Source organism: Agrobacterium larrymoorei (assembly GCF_005145045.1).
GTDB lineage: Bacteria > Pseudomonadota > Alphaproteobacteria > Rhizobiales > Rhizobiaceae > Agrobacterium > Agrobacterium larrymoorei.
Genome location: NZ_CP039691.1, coordinates 2,616,380 through 2,631,789, shown reverse-complemented (window position 1 = coordinate 2,631,789; position 15,410 = coordinate 2,616,380). Strand labels below are relative to the sequence as shown.

The following is a 15,410-nucleotide window of genomic DNA, read 5'->3' as shown; positions in this document are numbered from 1 at the left end:
ACGTCGATCTGTGTCCAGTTGGTCGGCATGGTCTTCGATGGACGGAAGATCAGGACGTTTCTGCCGGTTCTCATGATGAGATGGAGTTAGAATGGCTACGCCACCCAGCATATTGCCTCTTCCCAAAGTTGCCCCGGGCGGGCGCGACATAGGGTTCGCAGCCGGTATCGTTGCTATCCTTTGCATATTGTTCCTGCCAATCCCGGTCTTCATGATCGATATGGGCCTGGCATTTTCCATTGCCTTCTCCGTCCTCATCCTCATGGTTGCGCTGTGGATTCAGCGTCCGCTGGATTTCTCGTCCTTCCCGACGATCCTGCTGATCTCGACGATGATCCGACTGGCGCTCAACATCGCCACGACGCGTGTCATTCTTTCCCACGGCAACGAAGGACACAGTGCGGCGGGCGGCGTTATCGCGGGCTTCTCCAGCCTCGTCATGTCCGGCGATTTCGTCATCGGTCTTATCGTCTTCCTTATCCTCATCGTGGTGAACTTCATCGTCATCACCAAGGGTGCAACGCGTATCGCGGAAGTCGGCGCGCGCTTCACCCTCGACGCTATTCCCGGAAAGCAGATGTCGATCGATGCCGACCTTTCGGCGGGCATCATCAACGAAAAGGAAGCGCAGCACAGACGCCGCGAACTGGAAGAAGAAAGCGCCTTTTACGGCGCCATGGACGGTGCGTCGAAGTTCGTTCGCGGTGATGCGGTCGCCGGTCTGATGATCACGGCAATCAACATTTGCGGCGGCATCATCATCGGTGTTTTCCGCCACGGCATGCCAATCGGCGAAGCCGCCGACGTTTTCGTCAAGCTGTCCGTCGGCGACGGTATCGTCTCTCAGGTTCCCGCCCTTATCGTTTCGCTTGCCGCCGGTCTTATCATTACCCGTGGCGGCACGCTCGGCTCCACCGATACCGCCGTCATCAACCAGCTGAGCGGATATCCAAAGGCGCTTTCCGTTGCTGCCGGTCTGATGTTCGTTCTTTCGCTGGTTCCCGGCCTGCCATTCCTGCCATTCGTTTCGCTCGGCATGCTGCTGGCACTTGGCGCCTGGTTCATTCCACGCCAGATGGATCGCGAAAAGGAAGTCGCGCGCGCAGCCGAAGAGCAGAGCGCGTCCAAGGCGGAAGATGCCGAGAAGGATACGGTCAAGAACGTCCTTCGCACCTCCGAAATCGAACTCGCACTGGGCAAGCAGGTCTCCCCACGCCTTCTCGGCGCGCATCAGGAGCTTGGCTTCCGGGTGGGCAAGATGCGCAAGAAATTCGCCGCGCAATACGGTTTCGTCGTGCCGGAAATCAAGGTCACGGACGATATCGCGATCCCGGACAAATCCTATCAGATCAGAATTCACGGCACGACGGTTGCGGCCAATACGCTGCGCGTGGGCGAAGTTCTGGTCATCACCGGCAAAGGTCGCAGACCGTCGGTCCCGGGGGATGAAGTCAGAGAACCCGCTTTCGGCATGCCTGCCGTTTCGGTTCTGGAACACTTCATCGAAGACCTGAAGCGCGAAGGCTTCCACCCGATCGACAATATCTCGGCGCTTCTGACGCATGTCAGCGAAGTCATTCGCAACAACCTGCCGATGCTTCTATCCTACAAGGACGTCAAGATCCTCATCGAGCGTCTGGACCCGGAATACAAGAAGCTTGCCGACGAGATCTGCTCGTCGCACATGTCCTATTCCGGCCTTCAGGCCATTCTCAAGCTGCTGCTGGCAGAGCGTGTTTCCATCAGAAACCTGCATCTCATTCTCGAAGCGGTGGCCGAGCTTGCGCCGCACCTGCGCAAGACCGAACAGATCGTGGAACATGTGCGCATCCGCATGGCGCAGCAGATTTGCGGCGACCTTTCGGACAATGGCGTGCTGCGCGTTCTGCGACTCGGTACCAAGTGGGACGTGGTCTTCCAGCAGGCGCTGAAGCGCGATCCGAAGGGCGATGTCGTGGAATTCGATATCGATCCGCGTCAGGTGGAAGAGTTCAGCAACGAGGCAAGCAAAGTAATCCGTGAATACATGGATGTCGGACTGCCATTCGTACTTGTGACATTGCCCGAAACCCGTACATATGTACGAATGATCACAGAACGACTGTTCAGCACCTTGCCCGTGCTTTCGCACGTCGAACTGGCCAAAGGCACGGAAATCAAGATACTCGGCTCCATTTCATGATCTCTGATCCACAAGGTACTGTTATGGCGCTGTTTCTGGCTTTCTGCCGGATCGGCGCCTGCCTTATGGTGATGCCGGGTTTTTCTTCCGCCAGACTGTCTATGCAGATCAGGCTCTTTCTTGCGCTGACACTATCAATGGCACTGCTGCCATTGATGTGGGACGTCATCTACCCGGTCGCCAAGGGTGATACGGTTACCTTCTTCCGCTCCATGCTGTTCGAAACCATGATCGGCGCGATGTTCGGCCTGATCGCCCATCTCTATCTTCTCGGCATGCAGTTTGCGGCAACCATCATGGGCACGGCCATGTCCTTCACCGGCCCGCCGGCGCAGGATGTGCTGGAGGATACGTCGGAAAGCCAGCTTGCCAGCTTGCTGACCTTCGGCGTGCTTCTGGTGCTGTTCCTGCTGGATTTCCACCATGTCGTGTTCAAGGCGCTGGTGGAGTCCTACACCTCGATCCCGATCAGTGGCGGGATAACCATGCAGCGCATGTTGATTTCGCTCACCGATACGCTCGTTGCGTCGATGAACATCGCCTTGCGGGTTGCGAGCCCCTTCATTCTCTATGGCTTTCTCTTTAACGTCGCAATCGGCCTCATCAACAAGCTAGCGCCGCAAATCCCCGTCTACTTCATCTCCACGCCATATGCGCTGGCTCTCGGTCTTCTGCTGCTCTATTTCGGTATCGCGGCGGTGGTAAACCAGTTCGTCAATGGCTTCTTCACCGTTTTTGCGAATATGTGAGCGCTATGGCAGATCAATCCAAATCCAAGAAGCTCGACAGATTGGCCAAGGTTCAGGGACATCTCAAAAAGATGGCGGAGAACGAGCTGGCAATCACCACCCGCGAGCGCAATGAGCTGACCGAAAAGATCGAGACGCTGAGCGGTTACTTGACGTCTTTCGATCCTATCCATCAGGATATGCTCAAGCATTACGTCATGCGCCACAGCCGGTTGAAGGCACGCGATGTGCGTCTGGAATCGATCCAGAACGCGCAGGAAACGCAGGTGCTGAAGGAAACGAAAAAGGGCGAAAAGCTTCTCGACAAGCGCGATGCTGCACGCGAGGACGAAGCGCGCGAACGCGACGACAACAGCATCTATGAGCTGATCGACCTGCAAATCAGCCTGAAAGACTCCAGCCTAAAGCAAGGTTAGCGGCGTATCGTCATCCGATCAAAACGGAAAGGATGACGACGTGGCGATTTCTCCTCCAAGCGACCTCGTGCTCGATGTCGTAAACGCAGCGGACCCAACGCAGGTAACCGCAGCGCGGGAAAAACTGCGCTCCATTGGTGCCGCCAGAGAGGCTTCGGTTCTGACCGCCAGCAATGACGGTTTCGCTTCGGCGATCAACAGCATCCAGACGCCGGAAAGCCAGGCGGGCTTGGGAAAAATCCGTGCCTCTGCCGAGCATGAAAAAATCCCTGAGACCTATCGTAAATTCGAAGCGAGCATCCTTTCGACCTTCATTCAGAACATGATGCCGAAGGAAAGCGAAGATGTGTACGGCAAGGGCTCTGCGGGCGAGTTCTGGAAGAGCATGATGTCCGAGCAGATGGCGGATGCCATTTCCAAGCGCGGCGGCATCGGCATTGCCGAGCAGGCTTACTCGCAGGCCCTGCAGCGCCAGCGCAATGCCGCAGGCCCGACCGCCGAAAATGTTGACGACAAGAAAATCGCCATGAGCATGGTGACGGACTTCCAGCGCCGCATTCTGTCCGACACCGACACCAAGAAAACCGACACCTGATCAGGCGGAGAGCTGACATATTATGGAATATGTAAATAACGATTACAGAATTCAGGCCGTTCTCGGCCGTCTCGAAGCGGTGATCGACAACGAGAATGAGCGGATCGGCAAAGAACCGGATTTCGATTTCAAGCTGTCCAACGCGCATAAGAGCCGCTGCCTCTACGAACTCAGCATGCTCATCCGCGATGTCGATGGCCCGCAGATCGCACAGGCGCATCACCAGCAGATCGTAGACATCAAGTCGAAGCTTGCCATCAATACCCGCCGCGTCGAAGCCAATCTCCGTGCTGTCAAAGCTGTCGTGGACCTGCTGAAGGACGCGCAGAAGAAGGCGGAAGATGACGGCACATACACGCTGCAACAGTTCGCTCGTGAGGCGCAATGATCAAGCTGCTTGCCACGGGCGTCTGGATTCTGGTGCTGACGCTCGGTGGGGTTTTTGCCGCCGCGAAGTTCGGCAATCCGAACCCGGACGACCATAAGGCCGACGTACCGCCGCCGCCGCAATATGTGCAGAGCGAAACCGTCACGCTGCCGGTCGTGACGGAAGGCAAGGTATCAGGCTATTTCCTCGTGCGCTCGACGCTTGTCGTCGATGATGCGCTGATGAAGGAAATCAAGGTGCCGATGCCGACCTTCCTCACGGATCAGCTCTACACGCTTTTGGTGGGCGACAAGATTCTCGATCTGAAGGACAAGGGCAAATTCGACGTTGCCGCGTTCAAGGGCAGGATCAAGGATGGTCTGAACGCTCGCCTCGAAAAGCCGCTCGTCAAGGACGTGCTGATCGAGCAGATGGATTTCATCTCCAAGGAAGACATCGAAGCGAAAGACCCGTCCCGCAAGCCGGAGCGGATCGTCGTCAACACCGATCCCCCACCGCCGAAGCCTGTGGCAACCGGCGCGTCTCACTGACGGGAAACAGTTAGGTTAAAACTACGAGACCTGAATTGATCGGCGGATCGATTCAGGTCTTTTTCGTATGGTGCTTCGGCAACGCAACGGGAAGTGCGTCGCAAGCCTTTGGTCAGTAGAAGGAGCGGACGAGGGAGCCGACAAGCAGGTTCCAGCCGTCGATCAGCACGAAGAACAGGATCTTGAACGGCAGGGAGATCGATGTCGGCGGCAGCATCATCATGCCCATCGCCATGGTGATGGTCGCGACGACCATATCGATGACCAAGAAGGGGAGGATGATCAGGAAGCCGATTTCGAAGCCGCGCCGGATTTCCGACAACATAAAGGCCGGAACCAGAACGCGGTACTGCGGCAGCGTGCCGTTCATGGCTTCCTGCCCACGCTCGGCTGCCAGATCGACAAAGAGCGCCAGGTCCTTGGGCCGCGTGTTGGCAACCATGAAGGTACGGAACGGCTCGGCGGCACGCTCCACCGCCTGAGCTTCCGTGATCTGGTTCTGCAACATCGGCTGAAGACCGTCCTGCCAGGATTTCTCAAAGGTTGGCGCCATGACGTAGAAGGTCATGAAAAGCGCCATGCTGGTGAGGATCATCGTGGACGGGGTGGTGCCAAGGCCCATGCCGGAGCGCAGGATGGAGAAGGCGATGATGAAGCGCGGAAAGCTCGTCACCATGATGAGGATGCCGGGCGCGATCGAAAGGACCGTCAGCAATCCGAAGGTGCGAATGATCCAAGCCGCAGCAGAGCCATCGACAGGCAGATTCAACAGATCCGCCGGCGATTGCTGGGCAAATGCGATCCCTGGGATCAGGGCGAAGACAATCAGGCAGGTGAGTGTTCGAATCATTCTATCACAAAGGTTCTGAATAGAACCTTGGATACGCGCCCTTTTGATCTGAGGTCAACGATTTCTGTCAGGTCATCCCTAAGATATTGAAAGCCGCGTGGGCCCTGGATTTGCTGAAGAGAGACCGTTCTGAGGTAAGCCATGATCTCCTGATGGAGTTCCTCGGTCAGCGCCGTGTCCGCCGGGCCGGTAAATTGGAGCGCAAGCTCGATCCTGACCCAGTTGTCCGCAGGGTAGCCGAGATTGGTCACGATGGGGTCGAGCGTGACGAGGGCAGGGGCGTTGGGGTCGGCTTTTCCATGCTCGCCCCCGGCCGCAGGCGCTGCCCCATGCTCGCCTGCGGCGGCGGCGGGCGCCGCTGCTGCATGGGCCTCGGCCTGCTCGGAGGCAGGCGGTGCGGGAACGAAAAGCGTCTTGCCAACGAACCAGCCGCCACCCAGACCGAGCAGCGAAAGCACGGCAATGGCGCCGATAACCGGGATCGGCGACTGCTTTTTTGGTGCCGGGGAATCAAGTGCCATCAGGTTGCTCATCTGGGTGTAGGTCTGTCTCGGGTTCGAGGCCGTCAACCGAGGTCGAGGGCGTCATGCATGTCGGGCAAGGCGGCAATCGTCAGATCGGCGAGAACAGGTCCACGACCTGCTGTCCGACCGGAGGCTGCTGCACTTCCATGAGGCGCCCGCGTCCGCCGTAGGAAATACGGGCTTCTGCGATCTTCTCATAGGAAATGGTGTTTTCCGAATTCACATCCTGCGGTCTGACGATACCGGCAACGTTGAGGATGCGGATTTCGTGGTTGACGCGCACTTCCTGCGAGCCGGAAATCAGGAGGTTGCCGTTTTCCAGAATGCCGGTGACGACGGCAGCGACAAGCAGCGTCAGCTTTTCGGACCGATTGATGGTGCCCTTGCCGTTCGCTTCACTGTCATTGTCGAAGCTGAGCGAGGAATCCGCCTGCGGCTTCCAGCCCAGAATCTGGGCGTCCGCCTTCCAGCTTGTCGAGCGGTTGTTCTTACGCGTGCGGTCCGTCTCGTTATCGAACGAGGCCTTGTCGTTGATCTGGATGTTGACGGTCAGAATATCACCGATATTGAGAGCCCGCGCATCCTTGAACAGAGCAGCTTTGCTGTCGCTCCACAGCGAGTAGCCACTGGCTGCGTGAAGCGGCTGCTTGGGATAGGCGGCCAATTGCGGCGCCTGGCTGAACTGCAGGCCGCTGCCGATCGGGCTCATGGCTGGCGCATTGCCGATTTCCTTGAGCGTCTGGCTTTCCGTCACGCTCTTGCACCCGGTCAGGATGCTCGCAGCTGAAAGGGCGAGAATGAGCGCTTTGTTCATGATGGGTCTCTTGATGTGGTTTTGTCCGTCGCGCTGGACATGATGGAGGCGACGATGGCAGCCTTCTTGGCGTCCATTTCGCTTAAGATCAGGCCAGATTGGCGAGGCGGCAGTTTCATGATGATGGCGGCGGCAACGCCTGCATCGATCTCCTGCAGCTGCGGTGCAGCGGCATCCGGCTTCATGGTCTTGTAGATGTTGATCAGATTGGCTTCCGCTTGCTGAAGAAAATCGTTGCGGCGCTTCAGCCAGTCCTCATATTCGGCCTTTCGGGCCTCGAGGATCGCGACACGCTCATTGATGTCTTCCTGCAGCTTTTCCAGATCCTGCTTCTGCATCAGGTAACGCTGGTCGCGCGCCTGATCGACGATATTGCCGCAATATTGCTGGATTTCCTGGCCGCTGCTGTCACCGGTCGTCACTCGTACCTGCTCCTGCGCCCTTGCGGAGGGCAGGGCGCCCGCGACGACGAAGAGAGCGAGAAGAACGCGCTTGGGCGTGAAGATCTTGAGTGTCTTTGCCGTCATTGCAATACCAACTCTGCTTGTAGCGCGCCCGCGGACTTTATGCCCTGAAGGATGGCGATGATGCCGTCTGGCTTGACGCCGATATTGTTGAGCCCGGCCACCAGCGAGCGAAGGCTCGGTCCCTCGAGGATCGCAACCGGACCACCGGTCTTTTCCGCCTGAATATCGGTCTGCGGCTGAATGGCGGTCTGGCCGTTCCGCGCAAACGGCATCGGCTGAATGACCTGCGGCGTCTCCGTCACCTGCACCGTCAGCGTGCCGTAGCTGACGGCGACCTGCGAGATGCGAACATCGGCGCCAATCACGATGGTCCCCGTCCGCTCGTTGATCACCACCTTGGCAGGCGTATCGGTTTCGACGGCGAGGTTCTCGATGCTGGCCATCAGCCGCGTCAGGTCCGCGGTCCGAGGCTTCTGGATGAAGATGACCTGACTGTCGCGCGCATCGGCAATCGGTTCACCGAAGGAAGAACGTGCATAACCGTTGATGGCATCGGCGACACGCGTCGCGGTGGAGAAATCGGGATTGCGCAATTGCAGAACCAGATTGACCGAGTCCTTGAACTGGGAAGGCAACTCGCGTTCGATGATCGCGCCGCTCGGCACACGCCCGGAGGTCGTTACGCCTTCCGTCAACTGCGCGGCCTGGCCGCCTGCATTGAAACCGGAAACGATGACCGATCCCTGCGCCACCGCATAAATCTGCCCGTCAGCACCGGACATCGAGGTCATGATGAGGGTGCCGCCGCGCAGCGAAGAAGCGTCGCCGAGCGAGCTGACATTGACGTCCAGTCGGCTGCCGGGGCTTGCAAAAGGTGGAAGATTGGCCGTGACCATAACGGCTGCGACGTTTTTCGCGCTCGTCTGGTTGCCCTGCATCGAGATGCCGAGATTTTGCAGCATCGCGCGCATGGACTGTTCGGTGAAAGGCGAAGAACGCATGCTGTCGCCGGTGCCTTGCAGACCGACGACCAGACCGTAGCCGATCAACTGGTTTTCGCGACCCGCCTGCAGGGAGGCAATATCCTTAACCCGCGCATTGACCTGGGCGACGACGGCAGGCGCTGTCGCGAAGAAGGCGGCGACCGCAATTGCCGCGATCATGAAACCCTGACGCAAACTCATTGCTCTAAAACCTCCACCGATCCGTCTTTCATGGCGGTGCCGCTGATGGTGACGCCGGTGTCTCTATTGCGAACGCGCACGACCTCCCCGGACATGGCGTCTTCTATCGCCGTGCCGGAAGCCGAAAGGTTCATGCCGCCTTTTGTGTAGGTGATGCGCACATTGGCGCCCCGCTCGACTGCGAAAGGATCGCGCAGTTCGCCGAGCGGGATGGTGCGTCCGGCTATCAGGGTCTTCTTGGATACCTTACCGACGACATCCGCCATCGCTTCCGTGTAGCCGGGCGCAATGTTGGGGTTGGTAACAGGAACTTCCGTCAGCTTGCCGCGGCTGATGACTTCGCCCGGAAAAATCGTGGCCGTGGGAACAATAGCGATCCTCTCTCCCGAAATCGCCATAGACGGTGCGAACACCGCAACAGCGACTGCGAGCGCAAAGACTGCCTTGCGACCTTGGACAGGCGTGATTTTCGGGCGGAACTTCATGTTACCCTACCTTCGGTTACTTCAGGTTCTGGCTGACGATGGTGGCCATTTCGTCGGCGGTGGTGATGACCTTGGAGTTCATTTCATACGCACGCTGCGCGGAAATCAGGTCGGTTATTTCCTTGACGGAATCGACGTTGGAGCTTTCCAGATAACTCTGTTTGAGCTTGCCGAAGCCGGTGGACTGGGGAGTCCCGTCGACAGCGTTGCCCGAGGCTTCGGTTTGGGCAAACAGGTTGTCGCCGAGAGGACGCAGGCCTGCTTCGTTTGCAAAGTTGCTCAAGGTCAGCTGGCCCAGCTGGGTCAGTGTATCCGCTGTACCGATACGAACTGACACGGTACCATCTTCCGAAATTGTGGTTTCGGTCGCGTCCGTCGGAATTGTGATCGCAGGCGAAACAGGATAGCCATCCGTCGTAACGAGACGACCGGTGGAATCCTTGTTGAAGGAGCCTGCACGCGTGTAGAGCGTCGTGCCGTCTGGACCGTCTACACGGAACCAGCCCTTGCCGATGATCGCGACGTCGAGATCGTTACCGGTCTGGGAGATTTCGCCCTGAATGTGCAGCTTGCGCACCGCAGCCGTCTGGACGCCGAGACCGATATTGGCGCCTTCCGGCACCACGGACTGGTTGGCACGGTTCATCACGCCCTGTGCACGCTCGGTCTGGTACAAGAGGTCGGTAAATTCTGCGCGTCCGCGCTTGAACGCGGTCGTGTTGATGTTCGCGATGTTGTTCGCGATGACCTCAAGGTTGGTCTGCTGGGCATCCATGCCCGTCGCTGCGATTGCTAAAGCTCTCATTGTTTTAGGTCCTCAAGGGTCAGATCTGCATTTTCACGACGTCGAGATAGGCCGAGACGATCTTGTCTCTGAGCGCTACCGCGGTCTTCAAGGTTTGGTCGGCCTGCATCACGGCATCCACGACTTCACGGGTATTGGCCTTGCCCTGAATTCCGGCGAACGACATGGTTTCGCTCTTCTTCAGCGAGTCGACCGCATCCTGCGCCACGCCACCCAGCACGCTGGCAAAGGTGGGGCCGGTTGCAGCCGTGGCGGCGGTGGAAACCGCGGCACCTGCAAGCGAAGACAGCCCGCTGGCGACATCCTTGACGCTGTCGAGGGTGGAATTGTTGGTCAGCGATTTTACGCTGCTGATAGAATCGATCATCACTGAGCCTTCAATAGGTCGATGGTTGAGGTGATCAGGTCGCGTGTCTGCTTGATCACCTGAAGATTGGCTTCGTAGCTGCGGTTGGCTTCGCGAAGGTCGGCCATCTCGATCAGCATGTTGACGTTCGGTAGCTTCACCATGCCCTTTTCGTCCGCAGCCGGGCTGTCCGGGTCGTATTCCTGCGTGAAATCGGACTTATCGACGCCGAGCTTTTTGACACCCACCAGATTGGTGCCGCTGGTGCGGTCCATCTCGTTGGCGAAGGTAATCGTCTTGCGGCGATAGGGGTCGGCACCGGGGGTGTCGCCGGTCGTGCGCGAGTTGGCGATGTTTTCCGAAACGATGCGCAGACGCGTTGCCTGCGCTTCCATGCCGCTGCCTGCAATCTTCAGGGAAGAGGAGAGAGAATCGACCATCTTACTTGCCCACCGCCGTCAGCATCATCATGTGGAAGGAGCGCACCAGCTGCGTGTTGAGCTCGAACTGCCGCTTGATTTCACCGGTCTTTGCCATTTCCGTAGACAGCGAAACCGTGTTGCCGGATTCCTGAATGCCGATCTCATTGTTGAGATTGGCGTCCTTCAGACCGATCTTGCCAGCGCCTGCCACTGCCAGTTCCATATGCGCAGGGTTGGTGCGCGCCATCTGCATTCCGACTGATTGCAGTTCGGATTCGAAGGGCACAATATCCTTTGCGCGATATTCGGGCGTGTTGGCATTGGCGATGTTGCTGGCGACGACTTCCTGACGGACAGAAAGCCATTCGGCCTGCTTGGATGCCAGCGCAAACAGCTGAATCGGCTGCATGACAGTTCTCCGTGTTTAACCTGTCCCTGATTTAGGCCTGTAATCTTGCGCGGGACTTACGGACGGGCGCTTCCCGATGAGCCCCACAAAAGCGTGATGAAAATGCACTCGGACCGGCGCCGTTAACCATTTGTTTGCCGTATCGCTTTAGATTTTGTTGATATTTCCGGCAAAACGCGCGGTTCCAACAGCCCAACGGGTTTGCGATGGTTCTCTTGAGAAACAGGCTTGTCATTCCAGCAATCGAAGGGCTTCGCGGAAAGCTTCGGCCCGCCATGTTCAAGCGGCATCTGCTTTCGGCAGCATGCATCGTCAGCTTCGTTGCGGCTGGGGCATTCCTTCCCGGCATCGTCTTTCCGCCAAATGCCGAGACCTATCAGTCGCACGCAGTGGTGAAGGTCACTGCGTTGAACGGCAATATCATCGAGACCCGGCGTCTTGCCGCCACCATGCAGCAGAACCTGCTGTCGCCAGTGGCGCTGACGCTCACAGTCTCCGACCTGAAGCTGAAAGCCGGAGATGTGACCGGCGCGGACGATCAGGGCCGGATCGGCATCCTGCTGGATATGGTTCTCGGCACGCAGGAACCGGAAATTCCCGCGAGCGCCATCGAAGCTGCCTTGCAGAATTCCGTGACGATCGCCTCGGCCTCCAATGACGAGATCGATATCACCGCCAGTGCAGCATCGCCTGAGGCGGCGCAGAAAATCGTCGATTATCTTTCCCGACGCGTGGCCCGCGATGTTGGGGGAGACCATTCCGAGCCGGAGTTGCGCGCGGTCGAAAGCGCCCGCAAGGCGCTCGATGCGGCAGAAGCGGCGCTGACCGGCTTCCAGATGCGCCATGGTAATGATGCCGTTTCACGTATGCAGACCTTGCAGCAGAAGATGCATGAGGCGGATATCAATCTCTCGGCTCTGGCTCAAAGCGAGCATGATCTCTCGCAGGCCGTCAACACGGCATCTGCCATGAAAGCGGATGATGTTCTGACGAAGACACTGCCGCCGCTGCCTGCCTTCGTTTCTCTGGAGCAGGTTCGGGAGAGCTATGGCACCGCAAAGCTTGCGCTTGCTGAAGTCAGCATCGACCATGGGCCGAAGCATCCACGCACCATCGCGGCGCAAGCTGCCGTCGATGCCGCTCGTGCCGCAGCCATGCCCGCAATGCGCCGCGCGCTGGAGAGCGTGAAGGCCGATCTGAAAACAGTGGCAGCCTCCCTGAATGAACAGACAGAAGAGAAATCTGCGCTGGAACATCAGCTTGGTGAAATGGGCACTGCGCCGGATGAACTCGCCAAGCTGGAAAAGGCACTGGACAAGGCCCGCCGCGATTACCTGGTAGCGAGCGAGAAGGCCGGTCCCTTTGCCGCACCGCGCATCAGCGCAGCCGTGAGCAAGCCCGCCTTGCCGGGCATCGCCCAGAAGGACGGCACGACATCGACCATGATGGCCGTGGGTGGTGGCCTTGCAGGTCTGCTGATGGCGCTGTTCGTGCTGAGCTTCAGGCGTGAAGAAAGTGAACAGTCGAGTGAGGTCGAGCCTGTGGAGCCAGAGGCTGTCGACGCAGACCCGGTTGTTGCCAGCCAGCAGGCGGAACTCGTCGAAATGGAACCCGACATCTTCCACGATCTGGTCGAGCCCGAAGCCGAGCCGGTTCCGGTAGAAGAGCCGGAGACCGCGTCGGCGGATGAGCCAATGCAGGAACTCACCGATCTCGAAGCAGCAAACGACATTCCGCTCGATGAGCGCGTCCGTCAGGTTCTGATGTCGAACCGCGTCGCTGAGGAAGATGTGGCGAAGAAGGAAGATGGCTTCCGGCTACCGCCATTGCTTGCCGCTGCCCTTGAGGGCAAGGCGGAGCACCCTCAGGCAGAAACGGAAGAAGTGAAGGCGTTGCGTCAGGAGCTTGCCCGGCTGAAGGCGAGACTGGACGACGTTACCGAAGAGAAGATCAATCATCGGCGCGGCTGATGCTCTGATTTTCCTTGCAATCTAAAGCCCTGCACAGCATTACGGCGTTGGATCGCGCAGGCGGTTCCGATGAAGCTGTATTGTTCTCAGGAGGCAGGCATATGGTGGTGGTGATTGACGGCAAGGCGAAGGCAGCGTCCGTAACGGATGCGGTGCGCGAAGCGTCCGAACGTCTGGAGCAACAGACCGGTACCAAGCCCGGACTTGCAGTCGTAATCGTCGGTGACGATCCAGCCAGCCACGCCTATGTGAACTCCAAGAGCAAGATGGCGAAGCAGTGCGGCTTCAATTCCATTCAGCACACCTTAGCCGAAACGACGACTCAGGAAGAGCTCGAGGCGCTGGTTCGGACGCTGAACGAAGACAGCTCCATTCATGGCATTCTGGTGCAGCTGCCGCTGCCGAAACATCTTAATTCAGATCCGGTCATCCAATTGATCCTGCCGGAAAAGGATGTGGATGGCCTCAGCACGCTGAACGCCGGAAAGCTCGCCATCGGCGATCTGGAAACCGGGCTTATCTCCTGCACGCCTGCCGGTTCCATGCTGCTGGTCCGCAGCATTCATGGCGATGATCTTTCAGGCCTAAATGCCGTCGTGATCGGCCGCTCCAACCTTTTCGGCAAGCCCATGGGTCAGCTTCTCCTCAACGCAAATGCCACCGTTACCATGGCGCATTCCCGCACCAAGGATCTGGCATCCGTCTGCAAGTCTGCGGATATTCTGGTCGCCGCCGTCGGTCGCCCGCAAATGGTCAAGGCCGATTGGGTCAAGCCCGGCGCAACCGTGATCGATGTCGGCATCAACCGCATTCCCGCGCCTGAAAAGGGCGAGGGCAAGTCGAGGCTGGTGGGTGATGTGGCCTATGATGAGGCAAGCGCCGTTGCAGCAGCCATCACGCCGGTCCCCGGCGGTGTCGGCCCCATGACGATTGCGATGTTGATGGCTAATACGGTGATCGCGGCTTATCGCGCTCAGGGTAAAACCGCGCCAAAGTTCTGAAGATCAGCGTGGTGCGGGGCCGGTCGATGCGCGCACCACGAGTTCGGCGTTCCACAATTCCTGAAAAGGGTCCGTCTGCCCGGTCTTGATCTGCGCGATCAACCGTTCGGCGACGCGCAATCCCGCTGCCCGCAGCGATGACCGCGTCGTCGTCAGCGGCACGGAAAAATTCACGGGCTTGAGCAGCGGCAAAACGTCGTCATGGGCAATCAGCGAAATATCGCGACCGGGCCTCAGGCCCCGCTGGTTGAGTGAGCGTATCGCCCCCAGTGCCAATGCAGTCGAGGCGCAAAGCACGGCGGTCGGCTTCTTTGGCTGGTCGAGCAGCCGCTCCATCGTGAGGAACCCGGCCTCATCCGTCATCACACTGTGGCTGACATTGTCTGGATCGAGCGAATGGCCCTGTTCGGCGAGTGCCGATTCCACGCCGCGATAGCGCCTGAAGGTGAAGTCGTAGCCCTCCGGTCCGTTTAAAAGCGCGATGTTCTGATGGCCAAGCTGTAGCAACAGCGACGCGGCATCGTGAAACGCGCCTTCATTGTCCACATCGAGAAAGGGGTAATCCGGCTCCACGCCCCAGGAGCGGCCATGCACCATGAAGGGAATGGACAGGCTCTTCATCATCGCGATGCGGCTGTCGTTTTTCTTCATATAGGCAAGATAAATGCCGTCCACGCGCCCGCTTGCGGCCAGTTCTTTGAGCGCGCTCTCCTCGTCCTTGGGGTCGGTGGGCATGATCACCAGATGGAAGCCCTCGCGTGCCGAAACCTCGCCAAGCCCGCTCAAGAACTCTCCGAAATGTACATCCGATTGATGTTCAGGGCCGGTCGGCATGACGAGGCCGATGGAGCCGACCTTGCCGGTCGCAAGCCGCTGGGCGGCAGCATTGGGGCGATAGCCGGTGCGTTGCGCGGCTTCGATGATCTTCTTTCGTGTTTCCGCGTTCACTTCCGGATAGCCGTTCAGGGCACGGCTGATGGTCGTCTGCGAAATGCCGAGTAACTGCGATAATTGCTTCAGATTCACGTCGCAGCCTCCTCCCAATGTCATTCTGAATATCGTCTGAGATCGAAACGGCTCCTCCACCGTTCCCAAACCGCTTTGAACGCTATCAATTGTCCATCAGCGCCACAATCTGAAAATGCTCGCTGCAGTGCAAATAATTTGTTTTGCAACGCGGAACAAAGCAGATTCGGTTGTAGTTGATGAAGGCACTTGACTCTCTTTGATCCTCAATGAGATGAATAGCCAGCCAAAGCGCTTTGAATTATGA

General features: G+C 58.4%; 19 protein-coding genes. 8 read left to right on the top strand and 11 right to left on the bottom strand.

Features of this window, described 5'->3' with window-relative positions; genetic code table 11:
• Positions 1-91 precede the first annotated feature (91 nt).
• From flhA to CFBP5473_RS12765, 6 genes are read left to right on the top strand one after another with little or no spacing between them, the layout of a single operon-like run.
• A complete protein-coding gene (flhA, locus tag CFBP5473_RS12790) occupies positions 92-2,182 on the top strand; it encodes a flagellar biosynthesis protein FlhA (protein WP_027673812.1) in 2,091 nt (696 codons plus the stop codon).
• Positions 2,179-2,931 (top strand): flagellar biosynthetic protein FliR, encoded by a 753-nt coding sequence (fliR, locus tag CFBP5473_RS12785; protein ID WP_027673813.1) that lies wholly within the window; start codon positions 2,179-2,181, stop codon positions 2,929-2,931. Before flhA ends, fliR begins: the two co-directional genes overlap by 4 nt.
• Before the next feature lie 5 nt (positions 2,932-2,936).
• The gene (locus tag CFBP5473_RS12780; RefSeq protein ID WP_027673814.1) at positions 2,937-3,347 is read left to right on the top strand and encodes a hypothetical protein; all 411 of its coding nucleotides are present in this window, start codon (positions 2,937-2,939) and stop codon (positions 3,345-3,347) included.
• A 40-nt stretch (positions 3,348-3,387) separates the two neighbouring features.
• A complete protein-coding gene (locus CFBP5473_RS12775) occupies positions 3,388-3,942 on the top strand; it encodes a rod-binding protein (RefSeq protein WP_027673815.1) in 555 nt (184 codons plus the stop codon).
• 22 nt (positions 3,943-3,964) lie between these two features.
• Complete coding sequence (locus CFBP5473_RS12770; protein WP_027673816.1) at positions 3,965-4,330, top strand: hypothetical protein; 366 nt, start codon at positions 3,965-3,967, stop codon at positions 4,328-4,330.
• The gene (locus CFBP5473_RS12765; RefSeq protein ID WP_051441149.1) at positions 4,327-4,860 is read left to right on the top strand and encodes a hypothetical protein; all 534 of its coding nucleotides are present in this window, start codon (positions 4,327-4,329) and stop codon (positions 4,858-4,860) included. Before CFBP5473_RS12770 ends, CFBP5473_RS12765 begins: the two co-directional genes overlap by 4 nt.
• Before the next feature lie 112 nt (positions 4,861-4,972).
• Here the strand turns inward: CFBP5473_RS12765 and fliP are convergent, their stop codons facing one another.
• The 10 genes from fliP to flgB form a co-directional block, all read right to left on the bottom strand.
• Positions 4,973-5,710, bottom strand: coding sequence for a flagellar type III secretion system pore protein FliP (gene fliP / locus CFBP5473_RS12760; protein WP_027673817.1), 738 nt, complete (start codon positions 5,708-5,710; stop codon positions 4,973-4,975).
• Entirely contained in the window at positions 5,707-6,234 is a 528-nt protein-coding gene (locus CFBP5473_RS12755) for a flagellar basal body-associated FliL family protein (protein ID WP_027673818.1), read from the bottom strand. The genes fliP and CFBP5473_RS12755 overlap by 4 nt, the downstream gene beginning before the upstream one ends.
• An 88-nt stretch (positions 6,235-6,322) precedes the next feature.
• A complete protein-coding gene (flgH, locus tag CFBP5473_RS12750) occupies positions 6,323-7,048 on the bottom strand; it encodes a flagellar basal body L-ring protein FlgH (RefSeq protein WP_027673819.1) in 726 nt (241 codons plus the stop codon).
• Positions 7,045-7,575, bottom strand: a complete 531-nt coding sequence (locus tag CFBP5473_RS12745; RefSeq protein ID WP_027673820.1) for a MotE family protein — start codon at positions 7,573-7,575, stop codon at positions 7,045-7,047. Before CFBP5473_RS12745 ends, flgH begins: the two co-directional genes overlap by 4 nt.
• Entirely contained in the window at positions 7,572-8,678 is a 1,107-nt protein-coding gene (locus CFBP5473_RS12740; protein ID WP_106389328.1) for a flagellar basal body P-ring protein FlgI, read from the bottom strand. The genes CFBP5473_RS12745 and CFBP5473_RS12740 overlap by 4 nt, the downstream gene beginning before the upstream one ends.
• 17 nt (positions 8,679-8,695) lie before the next feature.
• Positions 8,696-9,184, bottom strand: coding sequence for a flagellar basal body P-ring formation chaperone FlgA (gene flgA, locus CFBP5473_RS12735; protein ID WP_027673822.1), 489 nt, complete (start codon positions 9,182-9,184; stop codon positions 8,696-8,698).
• A gap of 16 nt (positions 9,185-9,200) precedes the next feature.
• A complete protein-coding gene (gene flgG / locus CFBP5473_RS12730) occupies positions 9,201-9,989 on the bottom strand; it encodes a flagellar basal-body rod protein FlgG (RefSeq protein ID WP_027673823.1) in 789 nt (262 codons plus the stop codon).
• A gap of 19 nt (positions 9,990-10,008) precedes the next feature.
• On the bottom strand, positions 10,009-10,356 hold the full coding sequence (gene fliE, locus CFBP5473_RS12725) for a flagellar hook-basal body complex protein FliE (RefSeq protein ID WP_027673824.1): 348 nt from the start codon (positions 10,354-10,356) through the stop codon (positions 10,009-10,011).
• Positions 10,356-10,775: a flagellar basal body rod protein FlgC gene (gene flgC / locus CFBP5473_RS12720; protein WP_027673825.1), complete on the bottom strand. Its 420-nt coding sequence runs from the start codon at positions 10,773-10,775 to the stop codon at positions 10,356-10,358. Before flgC ends, fliE begins: the two co-directional genes overlap by 1 nt.
• A gap of 1 nt (position 10,776) precedes the next feature.
• Positions 10,777-11,166, bottom strand: a complete 390-nt coding sequence (gene flgB, locus CFBP5473_RS12715) for a flagellar basal body rod protein FlgB (protein ID WP_027673826.1) — start codon at positions 11,164-11,166, stop codon at positions 10,777-10,779.
• Positions 11,167-11,381: 215 nt separating this feature from the next.
• On the opposite strand from flgB, the gene CFBP5473_RS12710 reads away from it, so the two are divergent.
• On the top strand, positions 11,382-13,136 hold the full coding sequence (locus CFBP5473_RS12710; protein WP_157835784.1) for a GumC domain-containing protein: 1,755 nt from the start codon (positions 11,382-11,384) through the stop codon (positions 13,134-13,136).
• A gap of 101 nt (positions 13,137-13,237) precedes the next feature.
• On the top strand, positions 13,238-14,137 hold the full coding sequence (gene folD / locus CFBP5473_RS12705) for a bifunctional methylenetetrahydrofolate dehydrogenase/methenyltetrahydrofolate cyclohydrolase FolD (RefSeq protein ID WP_027673828.1): 900 nt from the start codon (positions 13,238-13,240) through the stop codon (positions 14,135-14,137).
• 3 nt (positions 14,138-14,140) lie between these two features.
• Here the strand turns inward: folD and CFBP5473_RS12700 are convergent, their stop codons facing one another.
• Positions 14,141-15,163 carry a LacI family DNA-binding transcriptional regulator gene (locus CFBP5473_RS12700; RefSeq protein ID WP_027673829.1) on the bottom strand — a complete coding sequence of 341 codons (1,023 nt, stop codon included), beginning with the start codon at positions 15,161-15,163 and terminating at the stop codon, positions 14,141-14,143.
• Between the last annotated feature and the right edge of the window lie 247 nt (positions 15,164-15,410).